The sequence below is a fragment of the Streptomyces ziwulingensis genome (genome assembly GCF_039542605.1).
GTDB lineage: Bacteria > Actinomycetota > Actinomycetes > Streptomycetales > Streptomycetaceae > Streptomyces > Streptomyces ziwulingensis.
Window position 1 is genome coordinate 1 of the sequence record NZ_BAABIG010000109.1, and the last position, 22,043, is coordinate 22,043.

Consider the following 22,043-nt stretch of genomic DNA (forward strand, 5'->3'; position numbering starts at 1 on the left):
CCTGCCGCGGCGCGGCCCCGGCCGTCCCCGCCGCCCGCCACCCCCGCGCCGCAAGCCGCCGGTGCCACGCTCGGCGTGGCCGCGGTGGACGACCACCGGCCCGGCGCCCTGCTGGTCGGCGTTCAGGCCCCCGGCGCCGGGTACGCGGCGGGCCTCGTCCGCGGCGACGTCCTCCTCGCGTTCGGCACCGCCCGCATCGACACGGCCGCCGACCTCGCCCGGGCCGTCGCCCGCGCCCGCCCCGGCACCGCGGTGGAGCTGACCGTGCGCCACGCGAGCGGCGGCCGGCAGCGGCTCACGGCCGTCCCGGGGGTCGTCACCTGAGCGCCGGGCCGCCCGGCCCGCGGCCACCGCCGTAACCGGCTCGCGTCGCCCCCGCGCGGCGGGCAGGATGCTGCCGTAGGCACTTCGCCCGACCAGGGAGGACCGGATGACCGGCAGCACCCCCGCCTCGTTCACCGCCGACGACTACCGGGCGCGCCTGGACCGCGCCACCCGGTCGGCCGCCGACGCCGGTCTGGCGGGGCTGCTGGTGGCGCCGGGCCCGGACCTGGTCTGGCTCACCGGCTACGCGCCCACCGCCGCCACCGAGCGCCTCACCCTGCTGGTGCTCGCCGCCGGCCGGGAGCCCGTCCTGGTCGTCCCGGCGCTGGAGGCCCCGGACGCCGGGAAGGCCGTCGGCGCCCCCGCCCTCACCTTCCGCGACTGGACCGACGGCGAGGACCCGCACGCGCTCACCGCCGCCCTCCTCGACGGCCCGGGACGGCTCGGCGTCAGCGACAACGCCTGGGCCCTGCACCTGCTCGGCCTCCAGCGGGCACTGCCCGCCACCGCCTTCGCCTCCCTCACCGAGGCGCTGCCCATGCTGCGTGCCGTCAAGGACGCGGCGGAGCTGGAACTGCTCGCCGCGGCCGGGGCGGCGGCGGACGCCACCTTCGAGGACGTCCGCGCCCTGCCCTTCCGGGGCCGCCGGGAGTCCGAGCTGGCCGCGGACCTCGACCGGCTGCTGCGCGCGCACGGACACGCGGTGGTCGACTTCACCATCGTCGCCTCCGGCCCCAACGGCGCCAATCCGCACCACGAGGTCGGCGACCGGGTCATCGAGGACGGCGACATGGTCGTCCTCGACTTCGGCGGCCTGCTGGGCGGCTACGGCTCGGACACCTCCCGCACGGTCCACGTCGGCGAGCCCACCCAGGAGGAGCGCCGGGTCCACGACCTGGTGCGCGAGGCCCAGGAGGCGGGCTTCCAAGCGGTCCGGCCCGGCGTCGCCTGCCAGGAGATCGACCGGGCCGCCCGCGCGGTGATCGAGGACGCCGGGTACGGGAGGTACTTCATCCACCGCACCGGCCACGGCATCGGCGTCACCACCCACGAACCGCCCTACATGATCGAGGGCGAGGAACAGCCCCTCGTGCCCGGCATGTGCTTCTCCGTCGAACCCGGCATCTATCTGCCCGGCCGTTTCGGGGTACGCATCGAGGACATCGTGACGGTGACCGAGGAGGGCGGCCGGCGCCTGAACGACACCGTCCGGGAGCTGGTCACCGTGGACTGACCGGCCCCCACCGTCCCGGGAAGACAACGGCGCGACCATGACCCAGGAACCCAGACCCACCGCGGACACCGTCCGCGCACTCGTCCGCTCCCTGCTCGGCGAGGGCGGGCCCGGCCCGGCCGGCGGACCCGAGGTCCGGCCCGTCGCCGGGGCCGCCGGGCACACCGCCTGGTGGGTCGGCGACCGCCATGTGCTGCGGCTGGCGCCCGACCGCGAGGCCGCCCCGCGCCGCCACCGCGAGCCGAAGCTGCGCGACCTGGTCCGCCCGCACGTCCCGGTCGCCGTACCGACCAGCCTGGCCCGGGGCGAGTGGGCGCCGGGCCTGCCCTGCACGCTGGACACCAGGCTGCCCGGCGGGTCCGCGCGGGAGCACACGGTGTCCGCCGTCGGGGAGACCGACCTGGCGGGGCTGCTGACCGGGCTGCGCGAGGTGCCGGCCCGGCAGGCCGAGGCGCTCGGCGTGCCGCGCGTCGCCCCGCGCTCCCTGGAGGCGCTGCGCCGGGCCGCCGAGCGGGCCGTACCCCGCCTCGTCGCGGCCGGGGAGTTCGACCCCGCCCGGTCGGCCCGGCTCACGGCCGCGGCCACCGCCCAGCTCGCCGCCCAGCCGGGCACCGCGGTCCTGGTCCACCACGCGCTCACCGGCGACCACCTCGCCGTCGGCGCCGACGGCCGGGTCCGCGGGGTGCTCGGCTGGGCCGACGCGGTGCTCGGCGACCCCGCCGAGGACATCGCCGCCCTCGCGCTCGCCGTCGGTTCGCCCGCCGCCGTCCGCGCCGCCACCCTGGCCGGCTACGGCGCCCGGCCCTGCCTGCGCGGCCTGTGGCTGGCCCGCTGCGACGCCGTCCTGCGGTGCGCCGCCGCCCTGTCCGGCCGGACCCCCGCCCCGCCCCCCGCCCACCTCGCCGACCAGCTCCGGCACGCCTGGGAACCGATCCTGCTGGAACGCGTCACAGACCTGCGCGAGCACGCGGACGCCCGGGAGACGGACGCCCGGGATGCGGACGCCCGGGATGCGGACGCCCGGGATGCGGGCGAGGCCCCGAAACCTTGACCGCCCAGCCCCGAAGGCTGACCCCCGTACGCGTCACTCCTGTACGAGGATCACGGCCGACTCCCCGGGTACCCGCAGCGCCCCGTCCGCCCCCGGCGCCGCCACCGGCTCCCAGGCGGCGAGCACCCGCGCGGGGCGGCCGCCCAGCGGGATCACCGCCTGCTCGGTGCCGAAATTGACGGCGACCCGGATGTCCCCGCGCCGGAAGGCGAGCCAGCGCTTGTCGCCGTCGTACGCCACCCGGGTGCCGGTGAGGCCGGGGTCGGTGAGGTCGGGCCGCAGGTGCCGCAGTTCGATCAGGCGGCGGTACCAGTCCAGTACCCGCGCGTGCGGCTCGCGTTCCGGCTCGGACCAGTCGAGGCAGGAACGGTCCCGGGTGGCGTGGTCCTGCGGGTCGGGCACGTCCTCCGCCTGCCAGCCGTGCGCCGCGAACTCCCGCCGCCTGCCGTCGCGCACCGCGTCCGCGAGCTGGGGGTCGGTGTGGTCGGTGAAGAACTGCCAGGGCGTGCCCGCCGCCCACTCCTCGCCCATGAACAGCATCGGCGTGAACGGCGCGGTCAGGGTCAGCGCCGCAGCGCAGGCCAGCAGACCGGGGGAGACCAGGGAGGCGAGGCGGTCACCCTGGGCGCGGTTGCCGATCTGGTCGTGGGTCTGGCTGTAGGCGGTCAGCCGGTGCCCGGCGACCCGGGCCCGGTCCAGCGGGCGGCCGTGGTGCCGGCCGCGGAAACTGGAGTACGTGCCGTCGTGGAAGTAGCCGCCGGTGAGCGTCTTGGCGAGCGCGGCGAGCGGGTCGCGGGCGAAGTCGGCGTAGTAGCCCTGGGACTCGCCGGTCAGCGCGGTGTGCAGGGCGTGGTGGAAGTCGTCGTTCCACTGCCCGTGCACCCCGAGGCCGCCCCGCTCGCGCGGGGTGATGAGCCGCGGGTCGTTCAGATCCGACTCGGCAATCAGGAACAGCGGGCGGGCCGTCTCCTCGGCGAGGGCGTCCACCGCCGCCGACAGCTCCTCCAGGAAGTGCCGGGCGCGCGTGTCGGCGAGCGCGTGCACCGCGTCCAGCCGCAGCCCGTCGATCCGGTAGTCGCGCAGCCAGGCCAGCGCGCTCCGCACGAGGTAGTCCCGCACCTCGTCGGAGCCGGGCGCGTCCAGGTTCACCGCGACACCCCAGGGGGTGTGGTGGGTGTCCGTGAAGTACGGGCCGAACGCGGGCAGGTAGTTGCCGGAGGGGCCCAGATGGTTGTGGACGACGTCGAGGACCACCCCGAGACCCAGCGCGTGGGCCCGGTCGACGAACCGTTTCAGTGCCTCGGGCCCGCCGTACGGCTCGTGCACCGCCCACAGCGAGACACCCTCGTACCCCCAGCCGTGCCGCCCCGGGAAGGGGCACAGCGGCATCAACTCCACATGGGTGACACCCAGGCGCACCAGGTGGTCGAGGCGGTCGGCGGCGGCGTCGAGGGTGCCCTCGCGCGTGTACGTGCCCACGTGCAGCTCGTACAGGACGGCACCGGACAGCGGGCGCCCGGCCCAGCCGGCCCGCCAGGCGAACCGCTCGTGGTCGACGACCGCGCTCAGCCCGTCCGGCCCGTCCGGCTGCCGCCGGGAGCGCGGGTCGGGCCGCACCGGGCCGTCGTCCAGCGCGTATCCGTACCGCGACCCGTCCGCTGCCTCCGCCTCACCCCGCCACCATCCCGGCCGCTCGGGATCTCGCTCCAACGCCTGCGTGACGCCGTCGCACTGGAGCGTCACCAGGCCGGCCTCAGGTGCCCACACCTCGAACTGCACGGAACGGTTCCCCTTCGCTCTGCTCACCGTGACGTAGCCCGTCCATGGTCCTCTCAAACACGGTTCCTCCGCCGGTGAACGGGTTCTCACGGGACGGGTGGGGCCGGCGGGGCGGGCCGGTGCGGCCGTTCTCCCGGAATCTGGACACCTCCGACCGCGCTGACGGACAATCATTGGTGTGACGCCGTCCTCCGAGTTCCACACGTACCCCGCGCGGTTGTCCGACGCGGAGCGCGACAAGGTGCTGAAAGTCCTGCGGGACGGGGCCGCCGCGGGCCGGCTGTCGCACGAGACGTTCCTGCACCGGATGGAGCTGGCGCTCGCCGCCCGCCACCCCCGGGAACTGGCCGTGCTCACCGCCGACCTGCGCGCGCAGGGCCGGGCCGGCCGCCTGGTGTTCGGCACCGTCGAGGCGGTCTCCGGGTTCACCGTACGGCTGCGCGGGGCCTGGCAGGCGGAGAGGCTGCCCAAACTGCTGCTGCCGCACCCGGGCACCGACCGTGCGCTGCGCATAGGCCGTGACCCCGCGAGCGGGCTGCGGCTGAACCACGAGACGGTCTCCCGCGTGCACGCGGAGCTGAGCCGCCAGGGCGGTATGTGGGTGCTGCGCGACCTCGGCTCCACCAACGGCACCACGGTGAACGGACGGCGGGTGATCGGCGCCGCCGTCGTCCGCGAGGGCGACCAGATCGGCTTCGGCCGGATGTCGTTCCGGCTCGCCACGAGCTGAACGCGCCCCAACACGCGCCCCAATACGCGCCGCGGTACGCGCCCCCGGTACGGGCCGTCGCGGACCCCGGACGAACCACCGCCGGCGGCCCCGCGCGGACCCCTCCCGTCCGCCCCGCGCGGTGTTGACGTACCTCCGAACTCGTGACTGACTGTGCGTACACCGCGCACCTCAGGTGATCCCGACGGCGCAGTACGGAGGTGTGCCCTGCCGCCCCTCCCGCGCTATCCGACCGTCGACGAACTGGGTGCCGAGGCCGGCGCGTTCGCCGCCCGGCACCCCGGCCGGACCCGGCTGCGCAGCGTCGGCACCTCCCGGGCCGGGACCCCGCTGTGGCTGCTGTCCATCGGGCACGGCAGCCGCCAGGTCCTGATCGTCGCCGGACCGCACGCCAACGAACCCGTCGGGGGCGCCACCGCCCTGCGCCTGGCCGAGCGGGCCGTGTCCGACCCCCGGCTCACCGAGGGCGCCGACGCCACCTGGAACCTGCTGCTCTGCCTCGACCCCGACGGCCTGCGCCGCAACGAGGGCTGGCTGTCCGGCCCGTACACCCTCGGCCGTTACGTCCGGCACTTCTTCCGGCCCGGCTTCCTGGAACAGCCCGAGTGGCTGCCCGACGGCCCGGCCGAGGCGGTGCTGCCCGAGACCCGCGCCCTGCTCGCGCTCCAGGAGGAGCTGCGGCCCTTCCTCCAGTGCTCGCTGCACGGCGTCGACGTCGGCGGCGGCTTCGTCGAGCTGACCCACGAACTGCCCGGCCTCGCCCAGCGGCTCGCCCACCACGCCGCCCGCCTCGGCATCCCCCGCGAGCTGGGCGCCTACGACGCCCTGTACTGGCCGGACCTGGGACCCGCCGTCTACCGGATACCACCGCCGCGGCGCGGCGACCTGACCGAGGCGATCACCGAGGCCGCGGTCGACTCCACCTGGACCCATCCGCGGCGCTACGGCACCGTCACGGCCGTGGTCGAGTCACCCATGTGGGGCGTGGCCGCCGTGGCCGACGCCTCGCCCCCCGCCGACCTCGACGCGGTGCTGCGCGCCGTCAGCACCACCCTGCGCCACGACACCCGGCTGCTGCTGCGGCTGCTCGCCCGGCTCCGGCCGCATCTGCCGGTCGGCGCGGACACCGCCCGGATGCTCGCGCCGGTCGACGACTACCTGCTGGTCTGCCCCCGGCTCGCGGACACCTGGGACCCCGGGACCGACGACGGGTCGGGGCGCAAGCTGCCGCCGCTGAGCACCGCGCACCTGGCCGCGCTGCGCATCGCCGGACGGCGGCTCGCCCTGCGCACGGCGGGCCTGCTGCACCAGGTGGTGTCCGTCTCCGGCCGCGACCCCGCCGACGTGCTGCCGGAGCTGGAAGGGCTCGTCGACCGGTGGTGCGCCGACTACCGGGAGGGCTGCGGGGCGCGCTGGATACCGGTCGCCCGGCAGGCCGAGTACCAGGTGCGCGCGGTGCTCACCGCGTTCGACCTGGCCGTGCGGCACACCCTGGCCTGTTCCCGTTCGGGTGAGGCGGGCTGGGGTTCACCGGCCACCGTGCCGATGCACTGGGAATGACGTACACCACGACAACGAGAGCGGTGAGCGCCGGCCTGCTCGCGGCGGCCGCCCTGCTCGGTACCTGGTCCGCGCCCGCGCAGGCCACCACGCGCGGCGGCGCGGCGGCCGACTGGCTGCTCCTGACGGTCAGCGGCGGCGCGAACCGGGCCGGCGCCGGCGACAGCACCGTGCTCTTCTGCGACCCGCCGTCGGGCCACGCCCGGGCCGCCCGCGCCTGCGCGGAACTCGACGCGGCGGACGGCCGGATCGCGGGCATCGCGGCCCCCGGGGAGGCCGTCCCCTGCCCCATGATCCACGCCCCGGTGACCGCCCACGCGCGCGGCGAGTGGAAGGGGCACCGGGTGGAGTACACCCGGACCTTCCCCAACGCCTGCGTCATGGCGGCGGCCACCGGCTCGGTCTTCGCACTCGACCGGCGCGCCGAGGGGTGAGCGCCGGGCGGTGAGCGCCGGGAGCGGGCCGGCCGCCGGTCAGGTACCGGTGGCCGGCCGCTCCACCCGCTCCAGCAGCGCCACCGGCAGCCGGGCGAAGAGGTCCGCCACGGCGACCTGCCCGGTGAACTCGCGGCCGGGAGCCAGCACGTCGGACCACCGGCCCGGCGGCAGCGCCAGGCGGGTCTCCCGCCAGCCGCCCGCCTCCGCGAGCCGCAGCGACAGCCGGGTCACGGCGGTGACCACCGCACCGGAGCGCGCGAACGCCGCGCAGTGCGCCGCCGCCGGGCCCTCGGCGGGCAGCGCCTCGTACGTCGCCGCCGCGCCGAACGCGTCCGGCCGCCGGGCCCGCACCGCCAGCGCCGCCCGGGTCACCGCCTCCTTCGCACCGGAACCGGCGTCTGCGTCCGGGTCCGCGTCGGCGGGCGGGAAGGCCGCGGGCCGCCGGTTGTCGGGGTCCACCAGGGCGAGGTACTCCGCCTCGGTGCCCTGGTAGAGGTCGGGCACGCCCGGCATGGTCAGGTGGACCAGCGCGGAGCCGAGGACGTTGGCCCGGATGTGCGGCGCGAGTTCCTCGCGCAGCGCGGCCACCCGCTTCCCCGGCGCCCCGCACGGCCCCGCCGCCACGAACCGGGCCACCGCCTCCTCGTACGCCGGTTCCCGCTCCGTCCAAGCGGTGTGCAGGCCCGCCTCGCGCACATGCTTCAGCAGCGCCTGGGACACCCGCTCCCCGTCGGCGGGACCGAGCCCGAAGACCGTCTGCCACGCCGCCCACGCGAGCTGTCCGTCGGGCGCGTCCTCCCCGGCCCCGGCCACCCGCGCCAGCAGGTCCGCCCACCGCTCCGGGCACTGGGTGAGCACGGCCAGCGCGGCCCGTACGTCGGCGCTGCGCTTGGTGTCGTGCGTCGAGAGCACCGTGCCGGTCAGCGGCCAGTCGCGCTGCACGCGCGCGCAGTACGCGTGGAACTCCTCCGGGGAGACCGCCGGGCGCCCCGGGTCCCCGCCCACCTCGTTCGTCGACAGCAGCGGCACATAGCGGTAGAACGCCGTGTCCTCCACCGACTTGGCCCGCAGCGCCGACGAGGTCTGGGCGAACCGCGTCCGCAGCTCCTCCCCGTCCGGCCCGTCGCCACTTCGGCCGATCACCAGATCCCGTACGACGCCGACCGCGCCGCCCTCCTCGGGGACCGTGAAGGCGAGCCGCGCCTCGGCCGCCGCCTCCTCGGTGACCACCCGGGCCGCGTCCGCCGGGGTGTACGGCCGGTAGACCTCCATCCGGACCAGCAGCTCCTGGAGCGCGGTGCGCAGCGCCCAGGGCGCCCGGTCGCGCAGCGCGGGGTCGGGCGCCGCCTCGCAGAGCCGGCGCGCCACCCGCGAGAGCCGCTCCGTCTCGGTGGCCAGTTCGTGCGTGACCACCCTGTACGCGGCCCGCCGCACGGTCGCCGCCCACTCCCCGCCCCGGTCCGGCCGCGGGTCCGCGTACCGCCGGTACTCCGCGAGCAGTTCCCGGTACCCCGCCGGGTCCGCGAACAGCCCGTCGACGCGGCGCAGGGCGTCGTACCCGGTGGTGCCCGCCACCGGCCAGGCGGCCGGCAGCTGCTCCTGGCCGGCGAGGATCTTCTCCACCACCGTCCAGCGGCCCCCGGTCGCCTCGTTCAGCCGTTCGAGGTAGCCGGTGGGGTCGGCGAGACCGTCCGGGTGGTCGATCCGCAGCCCGTCGAGCACGCCCTCGCGCAGGAGCCGCAGGATCACGGCGTGCGTGGCCTCGAAGACCTCCGGGTCCTCCACGCGTACGCCGATCAGCTCGGAGATGCTGAAGAAGCGCCGGTAGTTCAGCTCGGTGCGGGCCAGCCGCCACCACGCCGGGCGGTACCACTGCGCGTCCAGCAGCTCGGGCAGCGGCAGCTCCGCGGTCCCCTCCCGCAGCGGGAAGGCGTGGTCGTGGTAGCGCAGCACGTCGCCGTCGACCCGCAACTGGTCCAGCACCTCGCCGACCGGGGCGCCCAGCACCGGCAGCAGCACCTGGCCGTCGCCCGCCTCCCAGTCGATGTCGAACCACCGCGCGTACGGCGACTTCGGCCCCTCGCGCAGCACCTCCCACAGGGCGTGGTTGTGCCGCGGCGACATCGCCATGTGGTTCGGCACGATGTCCGCCACCAGGCCCAGGCCGTGCTCACGCGCGGTGCGCGACAGGGCCCGCAGCCCCTCCTCGCCGCCCAGCTCCTCGCGCACGCGCCCGTGGTCCACGACGTCGTAGCCGTGCGGCGAGCCGGGCACCGCCTCCAGGACGGGCGACAGATGCAGATGGGATACGCCGAGCGAGGCCAGGTACGGCACGGCTCGCGCCGCGGCCTCGAACGGGAACTCGGGCTGGAGCTGCAGCCGGTACGTGGCCCGGGGGGCCGGGGGCAGCGCGGGCGCCGACGGTTCGCGTCGCTCAGGTGTCATGCAGTGCTACGTACCCGCCCCGCCCCGATTCGTGTCATCACCGTTTCCCGCGCGTGCGGCCGCGGGGGTGACGGGCCCGGCCCGGTCGCGGGGGAACGTACCGCTTCCCCCGCGACCGGGTCGGGCGACGGCGCTCAGACGGGCCGCTGGAGCACCGTCAGGCTCCGGTCCACCAGGGTCAGCCGGTCTCCCGCCTGCACCTTGCGGCCGGTCTCCGTGGGCACCCCCTCCGTGAGCGCGGTGTCGACCACCACCTCCCACTGCCGGCCGTGGTCGACCGGCACGACGAAGTCGAGCGTCTTGGGCGAGGCGTTGAACATCAGCAGGAACGAGTCGTCGCCGATGTGCTCCCCGCGGGTGCCCGGCTCGGAGATCGCGTTGCCGTTCAGGAACACCGTCAGTGCCGACGCCTGCGCGGAGTTCCAGTCCCGCTGGGCCATCTCGCCGCCCTCCGGGGTGAACCACGCGATGTCCGACAGCTCGTCGTGGGTGCCCTCCACCGGCCGCCCGTGGAAGAAGCGGCGCCTGCGGAAGACCGGGTGGTTCCGGCGCAGCCACACCATCGCGCGGGTGAAGTCCCGCATCCCGGTGCCGTCGCCCTCCTCGTCGGCCGGCCACCGCACCCAGGAGATCTCGTTGTCCTGGCAGTAGGCGTTGTTGTTGCCGCGCTGGGTGCGGGCGAACTCGTCGCCGTGGCTGATCATCGGCACGCCCTGGGAGAGCAGCAGCGTGGCCATGAAGTTGCGCATCTGCCGCCTGCGCAGCTCCAGGACGGCCGGGTCGTCGGTCTCGCCCTCGGCCCCGCAGTTCCAGGACCGGTTGTGGCTCTCGCCGTCCCGGTTGTCCTCGCCGTTGGCGTCGTTGCGCTTCTCGTTGTAGGCCACCATGTCGTGCAGGGTGAAGCCGTCGTGGCAGGTCACGAAGTTGATCGAGGCCAGCGGGCGGCGGCCGTCGTGCTGGTAGAGATCGGAGGAGCCGGTCAGCCGGGAGGCGAACTCCGCGAGCGTGCGCGGCTCGCCGCGCCACAGGTCCCGCACGGTGTCCCGGTACTTGCCGTTCCACTCGGTCCACAGCGGCGGGAAGTTGCCGACCTGGTAGCCGCCCTCGCCCACGTCCCACGGCTCCGCGATCAGTTTGACCTGGGAGACGATCGGGTCCTGCTGCACCAGGTCGAAGAAGGACGACAGCCGGTCCACCTCGTGGAACTGCCGGGCCAGGGTGGCCGCCAGATCGAAGCGGAACCCGTCGACATGCATCTCGGTGACCCAGTACCGCAGCGAGTCCATGATCATCTGGAGGACGTGCGGGGACCGCATGAGCAGCGAGTTCCCGGTGCCGGTGGTGTCCATGTAGTACCGGGGATCGTCGGTGAGCCGGTAGTACGACGGGTTGTCGATGCCCTTGAACGAGAGCGTCGGACCCAGGTGGTTGCCCTCGGCGGTGTGGTTGTAGACGACGTCCAGGATCACCTCGATCCCGGCCTCGTGCAGTGCCTTGACCGCCGACTTGAACTCCAGCACCTGCTGGCCGCGGTCGCCCCAGGAGGCGTACGCGTTGTGCGGGGCGAAGAAGCCGATGGTGTTGTAGCCCCAGTAGTTGTTCAGGCCCATGTCCACCAGGCGGTGGTCGTTGACGAACTGGTGCACCGGCATCAGCTCCAGCGCCGTCACCCCCAGCTCGGTCAGGTGCTCGATCAGCGCGGGGTGGGCGAGCGCCGCGTAGGTGCCGCGCAGCTCCTCCGGCAGACCCGGGTGCCGCATCGTCAGGCCCTTGACGTGCGCCTCGTAGATGACCGTGTGGTGGTACTCGGTCCGCGGGCGCCGGTCGTCGCCCCAGTCGAAGTAGGGATTGACCACGACCGAGGACATCGTGTGCGGGGCCGAGTCGAGGTCGTTGCGCCGGTCGGGGTCGTCGAAGTGGTAGCCGTAGACCTCCTCACCCCACTGGACCGCGCCGCTGATCGCACGCGCGTACGGGTCGAGGAGGAGTTTCGCGGAGTTGCAGCGCTGTCCGTGCTCCGGGGCGTAGGGCCCGTGCATGCGGTATCCGTACCGCTGTCCGGGCATCACCCCCGGCAGATACGCGTGCCGCACGAACGCGTCGCTCTCGCGCAGTTCGATCGCCGTCTCGGAGCCGTCGTCGTGCAGCAGACAGAGCTCTACTCGGTCGGCGGCCTCGGTGAAGACCGCGAAATTGGTGCCCGCACCGTCGTACGTGGCACCGAGTGGATATGCCTCTCCAGGCCAGACCTGCATGGATACGACTCTTTCAGGTGGGCGGTGCCGGTGGGGACGCCCAGGGCGTGTTTCGAAAGTCCCGTCTGCCGGGCGACGCCTGGCCTGCCCTCCGGGCAGACGACGCTACTTTCGAAACACGCCCTGGGGCCATGAGTCTCCCCGAAAGTGAGGGAAGCACTCAGGACTTGTGCTTCTTCTTTCCCGCGAGCTTTCCCGCGAGCGCACGAGTGCCCACCTGCCGCTCCTCTTCACCTCTATGAATCCGCTCACTCCGGCACCACCCGCGCAGCCGGAACCCCTTCACACACTTGGGAAGTTGGGGAACGAGCCTGCGCATCGGGCTGCACCGCGCACCGCTCGCGGAGTACCCTTCCTTGATCGTTGGGCAGGGAGTGCCCGGGAACGTCCCCGGGAGCGGAAGGCGGTGCGCGGGTGGGCTCGGGAGGGCTGGAGCTGCCCCCTGGTGACGAGGGTCACGAGGGGAGCTCCACGGACGTCCCGCCCGGTGCGGTGTCCCTGGCGCGGCCGATGGGCGCCGGCGCGATCGGTCCGGAACTCGACTGGGACGCCGACGCCTGGCACGAGGTGCGCACCCGCGCCCAGCGGGCCGGCCGCGCCTACATCTGGCTGAACCTGGTCGAACAGCGGCTGCGTGCCGTCGTGGCCGCCGTGCTGCGCCCGGTCTACGAACCGGTGCACGGCGACGAGTGGGTGGTCGCGGCGGCCGGACCGGCCGGACAGGAGTGGGTGCAGCGCGCGGTCGCCGTCCGCGAGGTCAGCCGCCGCAAGGGCTATCTGCTCGACCCGGCCGACGACAACGTCCTCAGCTTCCTCACCCTGCCCCAGTTGCGCGAGCTGATGGTGCAGCACTGGCCCTGCTTCGAGCCCTACATGGACCAGCGCCGGGACGTCGAACTCGCCCTGGACGAGCTGGAGGTCACCCGGAACGTCGTCTCCCGCAACCGGGCGCTGTCCGAGGCGGTCCTCAGCCAGGCCGAGCGGGCCTCCGCCCGGCTCCTGGAGATCCTCGGCGCGGGCGGCGACGTGCCCTCGGCGCGCAGACTGCCCGTCGACGCGGTCGAGGACCTGATCGGCGACCGGTACGCGGACGTCGTCGCCGTCCACTCCGACCGGGTCCGGCTGCTGCGCCGGTTCCCGGCCGAGGACATCTTCGGCGAGGCCCGCCGCCTGGACGCCATCGGCATCGGCCTCAACCTGCTGGTGCAGAACTTCTCCGGGCGCCGGCTGATGCGCCTGGCGGAGGCGGGCAGCCGGGTGCGGCTGCTCTTCCTCAACCCGGCCTCCAGCGCGGTCAAACGCCGCGAGCGTGAACTCGGCATCAAGCGGGGCGAGCTGGGGCGGGCCGTCGAGACGAACATCCTGCACATGCGCCGGGTCCGCTCCCACCTGCGCGACCCGGGCGCCTTCGAGATCCAGGTCTTCGACGAGACACCCCGCTTCACCGCCTACCTCGTCGACGGCGACGGCGCCGACGGCATCGCGGTCGTGCAGTCCTATCTGCGCCGCACCCGCGGCATGGAGGCACCCGTGCTCGTCCTGCGCAACGGGCGCAACGGCGGCAAGGTCGTCAAGTCGGGACAGCCGGACGAAAGCGGCCTTTTCGGCACCTACCGCGAGGAGTTCGAGTCGATGTGGGTGGATTCGCGACCGGTCTCCTGACTGGCTCGCCGCCCCCTTCCCGGGGTCCGGACGCACCGCGGACGCCGGATTGTCAGTGGTGCGTGCGAGGGTAAAGGCCACTGGGGGAACGCACCACGAGAAGGGGGCCGCGCATGGCCTGGCACCGGGAACTGCTGATCGGCTTCGACCTGGAGACGACGGGTACGGATCCGCGCGAGGCGCGCATCGTCACGGGAGCCGTGATCGAGGTCAGAGCCGGCGAGACCGTGGGACACCGGGAGTGGCTGGCCGACCCCGGCGTGCGGATCCCGGCCGACGCGGTCGCCGTCCACGGCATCAGCAACGAGCGGGCGAGCGCCGAGGGCCGCCCCGCCGACGAGGTCGCCGAGGCCATCGCGAGCGTCCTCGCGGACCACTGGCTGGCCGGCGTCCCGGTCGTCGCCTACAACGCGGCCTTCGACCTCACCCTGCTCTCCGCCGAACTGCGGCGCCACGGCCTGCCGTCCCTGCGCGACCGCCTCGGCGGCCTCGACCCGGCCCCGGTCATCGACCCGTACACCATCGACCGTTCCGTCGACCGCTACCGCCGCGGCAAGCGGAACCTGGAGGCGGTCTGCGCGGAGTACGGGGTGCCGCTCACCGCCGCCCACGACGCCGCCGCCGACGCCCTCGCCGCGGCCCGGCTCGCCTGCGCGATAGCCGGCCGGCACGCCAAGGTGGCGGCGCTCGGACCGGCGGAGCTGCACCGCCGCCAGATCGAGTGGTACGCCGAGTGGGCGGCCGACTTCCAGAGCTTCCTGCGCCGCAAGGGCGACGCCACCGCCGTGGTCGACGGCACCTGGCCGCTGCGCGCGCCGGCCGACGAGCGGGTCTGACCCGGCACTCCGAGGAACCGGTCGGCGTTCAGAAGGGGTACCACCGGACCGCCGTGTCCCCGTCCCGCAAGGACGCCACCCGGCGGCGGAACTCCGCCAGTGCCTTGGGGTTGCTCGGCGCGTGCTGCGCGACCCAGGCACAACTGGCCGTTTCGCGGGCGCCGCGCAGCACCGCGCAGCCCTCCCAGTCGCGCACGTCCCAGCCGTAGGTCCGGGTGAAGGAGGCGTACGCCTCGGCGGGCAGGCCGTAGCGGTCGCGGCTGAGGGCCATCACCACCAGGTCGTGCTCGCGCAGGTCGCTGGAGAAGGTCTCCAGGTCGATCAGGACCGGCCCGTCGGGACCGACGTGCACGTTGCGCGGCAGCGCGTCGCCGTGGATCGGGCCCGCCGGCAGATGCGGGACGAGTGCGGCGGCGGCCGTCGCGAAACCGTCCCGGCGCTCCCGCAGATACGCCGCGTCCGCGGGGTCGACGGCGTCGCCCGCGAGCCGCAGCCAGCGCTCCACACCGCCCAGCAGATCGCGGGCCGGAAGGACGAAGGAGGGGGAGGACAGCGCATGGACCAGCCGGAGCAGTTCCGCCACGTCGCGCGGCTCGGCGGGCCGCACCGGCTCGGGCAGCCGCTGCCACACCGTCACCGGGTGCCCGGCCACGAGCCGCGCCTCCGGTTCGGCGGCCCGGACCGCCGGCACCCCGGCCTCCTCCAGCCAGACGGCGACGGCCAGCTCGCGGCGCGCCCGGTCCAGCAGTTCGGCGTCGCGCCCCACCTTGACCGCCAGGTCACCGGCGGCGAACACGGCGTTCTCGCCCAGGGCCAGCAACCGCGCCCGCTCCGCCGGTCCGGGCAGCACGCCCGCCGCCGCCAGTACCTCCCGCGCCCGCGCCTCGTCCATCGTCCGCCTCCGTGTCCCACCTGTCCGTTTTCCCACCCGTCGCGTCGGCCAGTGTCGCATCCGCACAGGTGGGGCCCGGTACGTGGTGCCTTGACGGGGCACGTTGCCTTCACGAGCATGACGTGGCCCGCCCCGACCCGCGAAGGAGCTGATGCCGTGGTGCCGCCGACCGAGGCGAGGGTGCGAGAACCCGGGCGCGGGGCGCCCGGCCCGGGGCGGCCACCGCGCGCCGGCGGCCCCGGTGCCTGGTTCCTGGTGCTGCCGGCCCTGATCCCGATCCTCGTGCTCAGCGTCGGCCCGCTGCTCTACGGCGTCTCCTTGGCCTTCACCGACGCCCAGTCCGGCCGCACCGAGCCCACCCAGTGGATCGGCGGCCTGAACTTCCAGGACCTGCTGCACGACACCCTGTTCTGGGAGTCGTTCCGGATCGGGCTGGTGTGGGCGGTCGGCGTCACCGTGCCGCAGTTCCTGCTCGCCCTCGGCCTCGCCCTGCTGCTCGACCAGGAGCTGCGGCTGCGCTGGCTGGCCCGTGCCCTGGCGATCATCCCGTGGGCGATGCCCGAGGTCGTCGTCGGCATCATGTGGCGGCTGGTCTACAACCCGGACGCCGGCATCCTCAACGAGACCCTGCGCGACCTCGGTCTCGGCGACGGCCGGGACTGGCTCAGCGGCCTGGCGACCGCGCTGCCCGCCGTCATCGTCGTCGGGGTGTGGGCGGGCCTGCCGCAGACCACGGTCGCGCTCCTCGCCGGACTGCAGAACACCCCGCGCGAACTGCACGAGGCCGCCGCGGTCGACGGCGCCGGCGCCTGGCGCCGGTTCCGCACGGTGACCTGGCCCGCCCTCAGACCGGTCGCGCTCTCCATCACCGCGCTCAACCTCATCTGGAACTTCAACTCCTTCGCCCTGGTCTACGTGCTGACCGGCGGCGGACCCGGCGGGCGGACCCGGCTGCCCATGCTCTTCGCCTACGAGGAGGCTTTCCGCTATGGACAGTTCGGCTACGCGGCGGCGATGGGCTGTGTGATGGTCGCCGTGATCTCGGTCCTGCTCGCCGTCTTCCTGGCCGGCCGGCTCAGGGGAGGTGAGGACGCGTGAGGACCTCGGCCCGGGTGCGAGGACTCCAGTACACCGCGCTGCTGGCGTACCTGGTCTTCCTCGCCTTCCCCTTCCTCTGGCTGCTCTCCACCGCCTTCAAACCGCCCCGGGAACTGGCCGGGCTGCACCCCACCTGGATCCCCGAGGACCCGACGCTCGCCAACTTCCGCCAGGCGTTCGACGAGCAGCCGCTGCTGCACGCCGCGCTCAACTCCCTGCTGGCCGCCGTCGGCGCGGCGGTGATCGCCGTGCTGGTCGCCACGCCGCTGGCGTACGTCATGGCCCGGTACCGCTCCCGGCTCACCGCCGCGGCCACCGGCTGGGTGGTGGTCAGCCAGGCGTTCCCGTTCGTGCTGGTGATCATTCCGCTCTTCCTGGTGCTGAAGAACCTGCGGCTGATCGACTCGGTGCCGGGGCTGGTGACGGTGTACGTGGTCTGGGCGCTGCCGTTCGCGCTGTGGATGCTCACCGGGTACGTGCGGGCCGTGCCGCGCGAGCTGGAGGAGGCGGCGGCGGTCGACGGGGCCGGAAAGCTGCGGACACTGGTGTCGGTGACCGCGCCGCTCCTCGCGCCGGGGATCGTGGCGACCGCCCTCTTCGCGTTCATCACCGCGTGGAACGAGTTCTTCTTCGCGCTGGTGCTGTTGAAGACCCCGGAGAAACAGACACTGCCGGTGGTGCTCACGCACTTCATCGGCGCCGAGGGCGTCGCGGACCTCGGTCCGCTCGCCGCGGCGGCCTTCCTCGCCACGCTGCCCTCCCTTCTCGTCTTCGCCCTCATCCAGCGCAGGATCACGGGCGGCATGCTCACCGGGGCGGTGAAAAGCTGATGCGCACCACCGCAGGCACCTCCCGGCCGCGCACGAAAATCCCTCCGACGCGCACGACGATGCCCGTGATCCCCGTGATCGCCGTACTGCTCCTGCTGCTCGCGGGCTGTTCCGGCGGCGGCGCGGCGGACGACGGCCGGATCACGCTGCGCTTCCAGTCGCTGGCCTGGCAGGAGGAGTCCGTGGCGGTCAGCAAGGAGCTGGTGGCGGAGTGGAACACCGCCCATCCGGACATCCGGGTCGAGTACGTGCAGGGAAGCTGGGACAGCGTCCACGACCAGCTCCTCACCTCCTTCGAGGGCGGCGAGGCACCGGACATCATCCACGACGCCTCCGACGACCTCGCGGACTTCGCCTACGGCGGCTACCTCGCCGATCTCACCGAGCTGCTGCCCGGGCGGCTGCGGTCGGACATCCCCGCCCGGAGCTGGGAGACCGTCACCTTCGAGGACGGGATCTACGGCGTGCCGTTCCTCCAGGAGCCGCGCGTCCTGATCGCCGACGCCGAACTGCTCGACGAGGCGGGCGTCCGCGTCCCCACGGTCGAACGGCCCTGGAGCTGGGCGGAGTTCCGGCAGGTGACGAAGGAACTCAGCGGTCCGGGGCGATACGGGGTGGCCTGGCCGCTGAAGGAACCCGTGTCGGCCTCGCTCAACCTGTCGCTGTCGACGGGCGGGCAGCTCTTCCACCGCGGCGCCGACGGGAAGGTGACGGTCCGTTTCGAGGCGGGCGACGAGGTGGTGCCGAGGACCATCCACGACCAGGTCAACACCGACCGCAGCGCCTCCGCGACGACGCTGGGCAGCGGCGGCTCCGACACGCTGCCCGGCTTCTTCGCCGGGAAGTACGCGATGGTGCCGCTCGGGTTCTCCTACCGCCAGCAGATCGAGCAGCAGGCGCCGGAGGGGTTCGACTGGCGGGTGCTGCCCGCTCCCGCGGGGGAGGACGGGCTCATCCAGGGCGTCAGCCCGCAGACGCTCTCCGTCGCCGCGGAGAGTCCGCACAAGAAGGAGGCCGCCGCCTTCGTCGACTTCCTGCTCCGGCCGCACAACATGGTGCGGCTCGCGCTCGGTGACTGGATGCTGCCCACCGGGAGCGCGGCGCTGCGGGACCCCGCGCTGCGGACGCGGGAGGACGGGTGGGCGGTCGGTACGGCGCTCGCCGGGCGGTTGCGGTCGGCGCCGGCGCAGTCGGTGCGGGGGTATCCGGAGTGGAAGGACAAGGTGGCGACGCCGGCGTTCCAGGAGTACTACAGCGGCGCGATCGGGCTCGGGGAACTGCGGGAACGGCTGGAGGAGGACGGGAATCTGGTGCTGGACCGCTACCAGCGGTGAGCGGGCGGCGCACCGACGACGTAAATCTATTGCACGAGACGTATCGTCTCGCTTACTGTCGTCGGCATGACCAGTCGCGCTCGTACCACCTCCGCTCACAGCACCCCCGCCCACATCGCCATGTTCTCCGTCGCCGCGCACGGCCACGTCAATCCCAGCCTGGAGGTGATCCGTGAGCTGGTCGCCCGGGGGCACCGGGTGACGTACGCGATTCCGCCCGCCTTCGCGGAGAAGGTCGCCGGCGCCGGTGCCGAACCCGTCCTGTGGAACTCCACGCTGCCGGGCCCCGACGCCGACCCGGAGGCATGGGGGAGCACCCTGCTGGACAACGTCGAGCCGTTCCTGGACGACGCCGTCCAGGCGCTCCCGCAGCTCGTCGCGGCGTACCGGGGCGACGAACCGGACCTCGTCCTGCACGACATCACCTCCTACCCGGCGCGTGTCCTCGCCCACCGCTGGGGCGTGCCCGCCGTCTCCCTCTCCCCGAACCTCGTCGCCTGGCGCGGCTACGAGGAGGAGGTGGCGAAGCCGATGTGGGAGGAGCCGCGCGGGACGGAACGCGGCAAGGCGTACTACGCCCGCTTCCAGGCCTGGCTGGACGAGAACGGGATCGACCAGGACCCCGACACCTTCGGCGGCCACCCCGCCCGCTCGCTGGTGCTGATCCCGAAGGCGCTCCAGCCGAACGCCGACCGGGTGGACGAGACGGTGTACTCCTTCGTCGGCGCCTGCCAGGGGGACCGCGCGGCGGAGGGGGAGTGGCGGCGGCCCGAGGACGCGCGGAAGGTCGTCCTCGTCTCACTGGGGTCGTCCTTCACCAAGCGGCCGGAGTTCTACCGCCGGTGCGTGGCGGCGTTCGGCGCGCTGCCCGGCTGGCACCTGGTGCTCCAGATCGGCCGGCACGTCGACCCCGCCGAACTGGGCGAGGTGCCCGACGGCGTCGAGGTGCACTCCTGGGTGCCGCAGCTCGCGGTGCTGAGACAGGCCGACCTCTTCGTCACCCACGCCGGGGCCGGTGGCAGTCAGGAGGGCCTGGCCACGGCCACCCCGATGATCGCCGTACCGCAGGCGGTGGACCAGTTCGGCAACGCGGACATGCTCCAGGCGCTCGGGGTGGCCCGGCAGTTGACCACCGAGGAGGCGACCGCCGAGGCGCTGCGCACGGCCGCCCTCGCCCTGGTCGACGACCCGGAGACGGCCCGCCGGCTGAAGGACATCCAGGCGGAGATGGCCGAGGAGGGCGGCACCCGCCGCGCGGCCGACCTGATCGAGGCGGAACTGCCCGCCCGGTAGCCGTTTTAGGGTGTGCCCATGACGACGATGTACGCCGCGCTGCTGCGCGGGATCAACGTGGGCGGCAGCAGGAAGCTCCCGATGGCCGACCTGCGCACCCTCGTCGAGAGCCTCGGCCATACGGCCGTACGCACCCATCTGCAGAGCGGACAGGCCGTGTTCGCGGCCGGGAGCGGTGACGAGGAGTCCCTGGCCGTCGGGCTGGCGGCCGCGATCGAGGAACGCTTCGGCTTCGCCGCCGACGTGATCGTGCGCGACCACGCCTATCTGCGGGCGGTCGCCGACGGCTGTCCGTTCCCGGCCGCCGGCCTCCAGCCCAGACAGCTCCACGTCACCTACTTCTCCGCCCCGGTCGACGAGGAGCGCTTCGCCGGGATCGACCGGGCCGCCCATCTCCCCGAGGAGTTCCGCCTCGGCGACCGCGCCCTGTACCTGTACGCCCCGGACGGACTCGGCCGCTCCAGGCTCGCCGAGGCCCTCGCCAGGCCGCGCGTCACCAAGGGCGTCGTCGCCACCACGCGCAACTGGAACACCGTCGTGAAACTCGTGGAGCTGACCGGCGAGTGAGTACGTCCGCCGGGGACGCCCCTCAGGCGCCGACCGCCACCGCCACCGGCCCCGGCATCCGTCCTCGGGCCCGCGCCCGCGCCTGCTCGTACCGCGCCAGCAGCAGCCGGGCCACCTCCGGCGCCGGGCCGAGGACGTCCGCGAGGACGTCGGCCCCGGCGGCGCCGCGCGCGATGCGGTCCGGCAGGAAGCCGGGGGCCAGCACGTAGGGGGCGACGGCGACCCGCGCGCAGCCCAGGTCGCGCAGTTCGCGGACGGCCTGTTCGGTGCGGGGAAGGGACGCGGAGGCGAACGCGGGCCGCACGGCGCGCCAACCGGTGTGCCGCCACTCCCGCGCGAGGTCGGCGATCACCGCGATCGCCTCCGGGTCGCTGGACCCCGCCGAGGCCAGTACGACCCCGGTCGAGGACTTGTCGGCGGGCGTGAGGCCCGCCTCGTACAGGCGCCGCTCCAGCGCCGAGACCAGCAGCGGGGACGGGCCGAGCACCTCCGCCTGCCGCACGCGCAGCCCGGCCGGGGCGGCCGCCAGGACCGCCGGGATGTCCGCCTTGGCGTGGAAGGCGCGGGTCAGCAGCAGCGGGAGGGCGACCACGTCCCGGACGCCCGCCGCGGCCAGGGACTCCAGGACGCCCGGCACGGAGGGCACGTTGAAGTCCAGGAAGCCGGTCTCCACCCGGACGTCCGGGCGCAGCGACCTGACCCGGCGGACCAGGGCGTGGACGGTCGCGGCGTGCCGCGGATCGCGGCTGCCGTGGGCGATCACCAGAAGGACGGGGCGGACCGGTCGGGACATGGGATGCCTCAGCTCCTCACCAGCAGGCCGCGGCCTGGGACAGCTCCGCGACGGGAGGGCAGCACCACGCGCTCGGCGAGCCGGACGGCCTCGCGCACGTTGTGGGTGACGAACAGGGACGGAACGGCGAGTGCCGTCCCCGTCCGGCCCGCGGGAAAGCAGCGGACGCGCACGGTCAGAAGTCCCACCCGTCGTCGTCCGCCGCGTCCTTGACCGGCTCGGGCGCGGCGAAGGACTCGCCGACCATGCCGGCGGTGAGCGTGGTGCCGTCGCCGGGGTCGATCAGGATGAACGAGCCGGTGCGCCGCGAGTCGGCGTAGGAGTCGGCCGGCAGCGGCTCGGCGGTCCGGATCTTCACCCGGCCGATGTCGTTGGCGATGAGCTGCCCGGGGTGCGGGTGCAGGGACAGGTCGTCCAGCGTGAGCCGGGCGGGGATGTCCTTGACGATCGCCTTCACGGTGCGGGTGCCGTGCTTGAGCAGCACCCGGTGGCCGACGGTCAGCGGCTGGTCGGCGACGTGGCACACGGTGGCCTCCACGTCCTGCGAGGTGGCCGGCGCGTCCTCGCTGGGCACGATCAGATCGCCCCGGGAGACGTCGATGTCGTCCGCCAGCAGCAGCGTCACCGACTGCGGCGTCCAGGCGACGTCGACCCGCTCGCCGAGGAGGTCGATGCCGGAGACCGTGGTCGTGCGCCCCGACGGCAGCACGGTGACCGCGTCGCCGACCCGGAAGCTGCCGGCGGCGATCTGACCGGCGTACCCCCGGTAGTCCGGGAGTTCGGCGGTCTGCGGCCGGATCACGTACTGCACGGGCAGCCGGGCGTGGCAGTGCGCCAGGTCATGGCTGACCGGCACGGTCTCCAGGTGCTCCAGGACGGTGGGACCGCCGTACCAGTCCATGTGCGCGGAAGGGTCCACGACG

The 22,043-nt window shown here is 74.1% G+C and carries 19 protein-coding genes and 1 pseudogene; 13 read left to right on the top strand and 7 right to left on the bottom strand.

The window, feature by feature from the left end; translation table 11 throughout:
- The 3 genes from ABEB00_RS35380 to ABEB00_RS35390 all read left to right on the top strand — a co-directional run.
- Positions 1 to 324, top strand: a 324-nt coding sequence (locus tag ABEB00_RS35380) for a PDZ domain-containing protein (RefSeq protein WP_345624842.1), incomplete at its 5' end; no start/stop codon positions are given.
- 106 nt (positions 325 to 430) lie between these two features.
- Complete coding sequence (locus tag ABEB00_RS35385) at positions 431 to 1,558, top strand: aminopeptidase P family protein (RefSeq protein ID WP_345624843.1); 1,128 nt, start codon at positions 431 to 433, stop codon at positions 1,556 to 1,558.
- A gap of 37 nt (positions 1,559 to 1,595) precedes the next feature.
- Positions 1,596 to 2,609 (top strand): aminoglycoside phosphotransferase family protein, encoded by a 1,014-nt coding sequence (locus ABEB00_RS35390; RefSeq protein WP_345624844.1) that lies wholly within the window; start codon positions 1,596 to 1,598, stop codon positions 2,607 to 2,609.
- 33 nt (positions 2,610 to 2,642) lie between these two features.
- On the opposite strand, the gene treZ is transcribed toward ABEB00_RS35390, so the two are convergent.
- On the bottom strand, positions 2,643 to 4,388 hold the full coding sequence (gene treZ / locus ABEB00_RS35395) for a malto-oligosyltrehalose trehalohydrolase (protein WP_345624845.1): 1,746 nt from the start codon (positions 4,386 to 4,388) through the stop codon (positions 2,643 to 2,645).
- 178 nt (positions 4,389 to 4,566) lie between these two features.
- Here treZ and ABEB00_RS35400 point away from each other — a divergent pair, with 178 nt between their 5' ends.
- From ABEB00_RS35400 to ABEB00_RS35410, 3 genes are all read left to right on the top strand, one after another.
- A complete protein-coding gene (locus ABEB00_RS35400; protein ID WP_345624846.1) occupies positions 4,567 to 5,118 on the top strand; it encodes an FHA domain-containing protein in 552 nt (183 codons plus the stop codon).
- A 243-nt stretch (positions 5,119 to 5,361) separates the two neighbouring features.
- The gene (locus tag ABEB00_RS35405; protein ID WP_345624858.1) at positions 5,362 to 6,678 is read left to right on the top strand and encodes a M14 family zinc carboxypeptidase; all 1,317 of its coding nucleotides are present in this window, start codon (positions 5,362 to 5,364) and stop codon (positions 6,676 to 6,678) included.
- Complete coding sequence (locus ABEB00_RS35410) at positions 6,675 to 7,112, top strand: SSI family serine proteinase inhibitor (RefSeq protein WP_345624847.1); 438 nt, start codon at positions 6,675 to 6,677, stop codon at positions 7,110 to 7,112. The genes ABEB00_RS35405 and ABEB00_RS35410 overlap by 4 nt, the downstream gene beginning before the upstream one ends.
- A 39-nt stretch (positions 7,113 to 7,151) precedes the next feature.
- On the opposite strand, the gene treY is transcribed toward ABEB00_RS35410, so the two are convergent.
- A complete protein-coding gene (treY, locus tag ABEB00_RS35415) occupies positions 7,152 to 9,560 on the bottom strand; it encodes a malto-oligosyltrehalose synthase (protein WP_345624848.1) in 2,409 nt (802 codons plus the stop codon).
- A 134-nt stretch (positions 9,561 to 9,694) separates the two neighbouring features.
- A complete protein-coding gene (gene glgX / locus ABEB00_RS35420; RefSeq protein WP_345624849.1) occupies positions 9,695 to 11,815 on the bottom strand; it encodes a glycogen debranching protein GlgX in 2,121 nt (706 codons plus the stop codon).
- Between the two features lie 414 nt (positions 11,816 to 12,229).
- Here glgX and ABEB00_RS35425 point away from each other — a divergent pair, with 414 nt between their 5' ends.
- Positions 12,230 to 13,477 (top strand): SAV2148 family HEPN domain-containing protein, encoded by a 1,248-nt coding sequence (locus tag ABEB00_RS35425; RefSeq protein ID WP_345624850.1) that lies wholly within the window; start codon positions 12,230 to 12,232, stop codon positions 13,475 to 13,477.
- A gap of 113 nt (positions 13,478 to 13,590) precedes the next feature.
- Entirely contained in the window at positions 13,591 to 14,313 is a 723-nt protein-coding gene (locus tag ABEB00_RS35430) for a 3'-5' exonuclease (protein WP_345624851.1), read from the top strand.
- Between the two features lie 28 nt (positions 14,314 to 14,341).
- Here the strand turns inward: ABEB00_RS35430 and ABEB00_RS35435 are convergent, their stop codons facing one another.
- The gene (locus tag ABEB00_RS35435) at positions 14,342 to 15,205 is read right to left on the bottom strand and encodes a phosphotransferase enzyme family protein (RefSeq protein WP_345624852.1); all 864 of its coding nucleotides are present in this window, start codon (positions 15,203 to 15,205) and stop codon (positions 14,342 to 14,344) included.
- Between the two features lie 156 nt (positions 15,206 to 15,361).
- Between ABEB00_RS35435 and ABEB00_RS35440 the strand changes: the two genes are divergently transcribed.
- The 5 genes and pseudogenes from ABEB00_RS35440 (at position 15,362) to ABEB00_RS35460 (ending at position 20,327) form a co-directional block, all read left to right on the top strand.
- Positions 15,362 to 16,303 carry a carbohydrate ABC transporter permease gene (locus tag ABEB00_RS35440; RefSeq protein WP_425586630.1) on the top strand — a complete coding sequence of 314 codons (942 nt, stop codon included), beginning with the start codon at positions 15,362 to 15,364 and terminating at the stop codon, positions 16,301 to 16,303.
- Positions 16,300 to 17,133, top strand: coding sequence for a carbohydrate ABC transporter permease (locus tag ABEB00_RS35445; RefSeq protein WP_345624853.1), 834 nt, complete (start codon positions 16,300 to 16,302; stop codon positions 17,131 to 17,133). Before ABEB00_RS35440 ends, ABEB00_RS35445 begins: the two co-directional genes overlap by 4 nt.
- Before the next feature lie 59 nt (positions 17,134 to 17,192).
- Positions 17,193 to 18,467 carry an ABC transporter substrate-binding protein gene (locus tag ABEB00_RS35450; RefSeq protein ID WP_345624854.1) on the top strand — a complete coding sequence of 425 codons (1,275 nt, stop codon included), beginning with the start codon at positions 17,193 to 17,195 and terminating at the stop codon, positions 18,465 to 18,467.
- 29 nt (positions 18,468 to 18,496) lie between these two features.
- Positions 18,497 to 19,760, top strand: a pseudogene (gene mgt / locus ABEB00_RS35455) (macrolide-inactivating glycosyltransferase).
- An 18-nt stretch (positions 19,761 to 19,778) separates the two neighbouring features.
- Positions 19,779 to 20,327 (top strand): DUF1697 domain-containing protein, encoded by a 549-nt coding sequence (locus ABEB00_RS35460; protein WP_345624855.1) that lies wholly within the window; start codon positions 19,779 to 19,781, stop codon positions 20,325 to 20,327.
- Positions 20,328 to 20,349: 22 nt separating this feature from the next.
- Here ABEB00_RS35460 and ABEB00_RS35465 read toward each other — a convergent pair whose 3' ends face one another.
- The 3 genes from ABEB00_RS35465 to ABEB00_RS35475 form a co-directional block, all read right to left on the bottom strand.
- Entirely contained in the window at positions 20,350 to 21,120 is a 771-nt protein-coding gene (locus ABEB00_RS35465; RefSeq protein ID WP_345624856.1) for a sirohydrochlorin chelatase, read from the bottom strand.
- Between the two features lie 8 nt (positions 21,121 to 21,128).
- On the bottom strand, positions 21,129 to 21,308 hold the full coding sequence (locus ABEB00_RS35470; protein WP_345624857.1) for a hypothetical protein: 180 nt from the start codon (positions 21,306 to 21,308) through the stop codon (positions 21,129 to 21,131).
- Positions 21,296 to 22,043: elongation factor 1-alpha C-terminal domain-related protein (locus tag ABEB00_RS35475; protein WP_425586631.1), on the bottom strand; the 748-nt coding region annotated here is incomplete at its 5' end. The genes ABEB00_RS35475 and ABEB00_RS35470, both read right to left, overlap by 13 nt.

Coding starts and splice junctions, on each gene's coding strand:
- ABEB00_RS35430 (WP_345624851.1), top strand. CDS start 13,591: ATGGCCTGGCACCGGGAACTGCTGATCGGCTTCGACCTGGAGACGACG.
- ABEB00_RS35385 (WP_345624843.1), top strand. CDS start 431: ATGACCGGCAGCACCCCCGCCTCGTTCACCGCCGACGACTACCGGGCG.
- ABEB00_RS35450 (WP_345624854.1), top strand. CDS start 17,193: ATGCCCGTGATCCCCGTGATCGCCGTACTGCTCCTGCTGCTCGCGGGC.
- glgX (WP_345624849.1), bottom strand. CDS start 11,815: ATGCAGGTCTGGCCTGGAGAGGCATATCCACTCGGTGCCACGTACGAC.
- ABEB00_RS35410 (WP_345624847.1), top strand. CDS start 6,675: ATGACGTACACCACGACAACGAGAGCGGTGAGCGCCGGCCTGCTCGCG.
- ABEB00_RS35390 (WP_345624844.1), top strand. CDS start 1,596: ATGACCCAGGAACCCAGACCCACCGCGGACACCGTCCGCGCACTCGTC.
- treY (WP_345624848.1), bottom strand. CDS start 9,560: ATGACACCTGAGCGACGCGAACCGTCGGCGCCCGCGCTGCCCCCGGCC.
- ABEB00_RS35435 (WP_345624852.1), bottom strand. CDS start 15,205: ATGGACGAGGCGCGGGCGCGGGAGGTACTGGCGGCGGCGGGCGTGCTG.
- ABEB00_RS35460 (WP_345624855.1), top strand. CDS start 19,779: ATGACGACGATGTACGCCGCGCTGCTGCGCGGGATCAACGTGGGCGGC.
- ABEB00_RS35465 (WP_345624856.1), bottom strand. CDS start 21,120: ATGTCCCGACCGGTCCGCCCCGTCCTTCTGGTGATCGCCCACGGCAGC.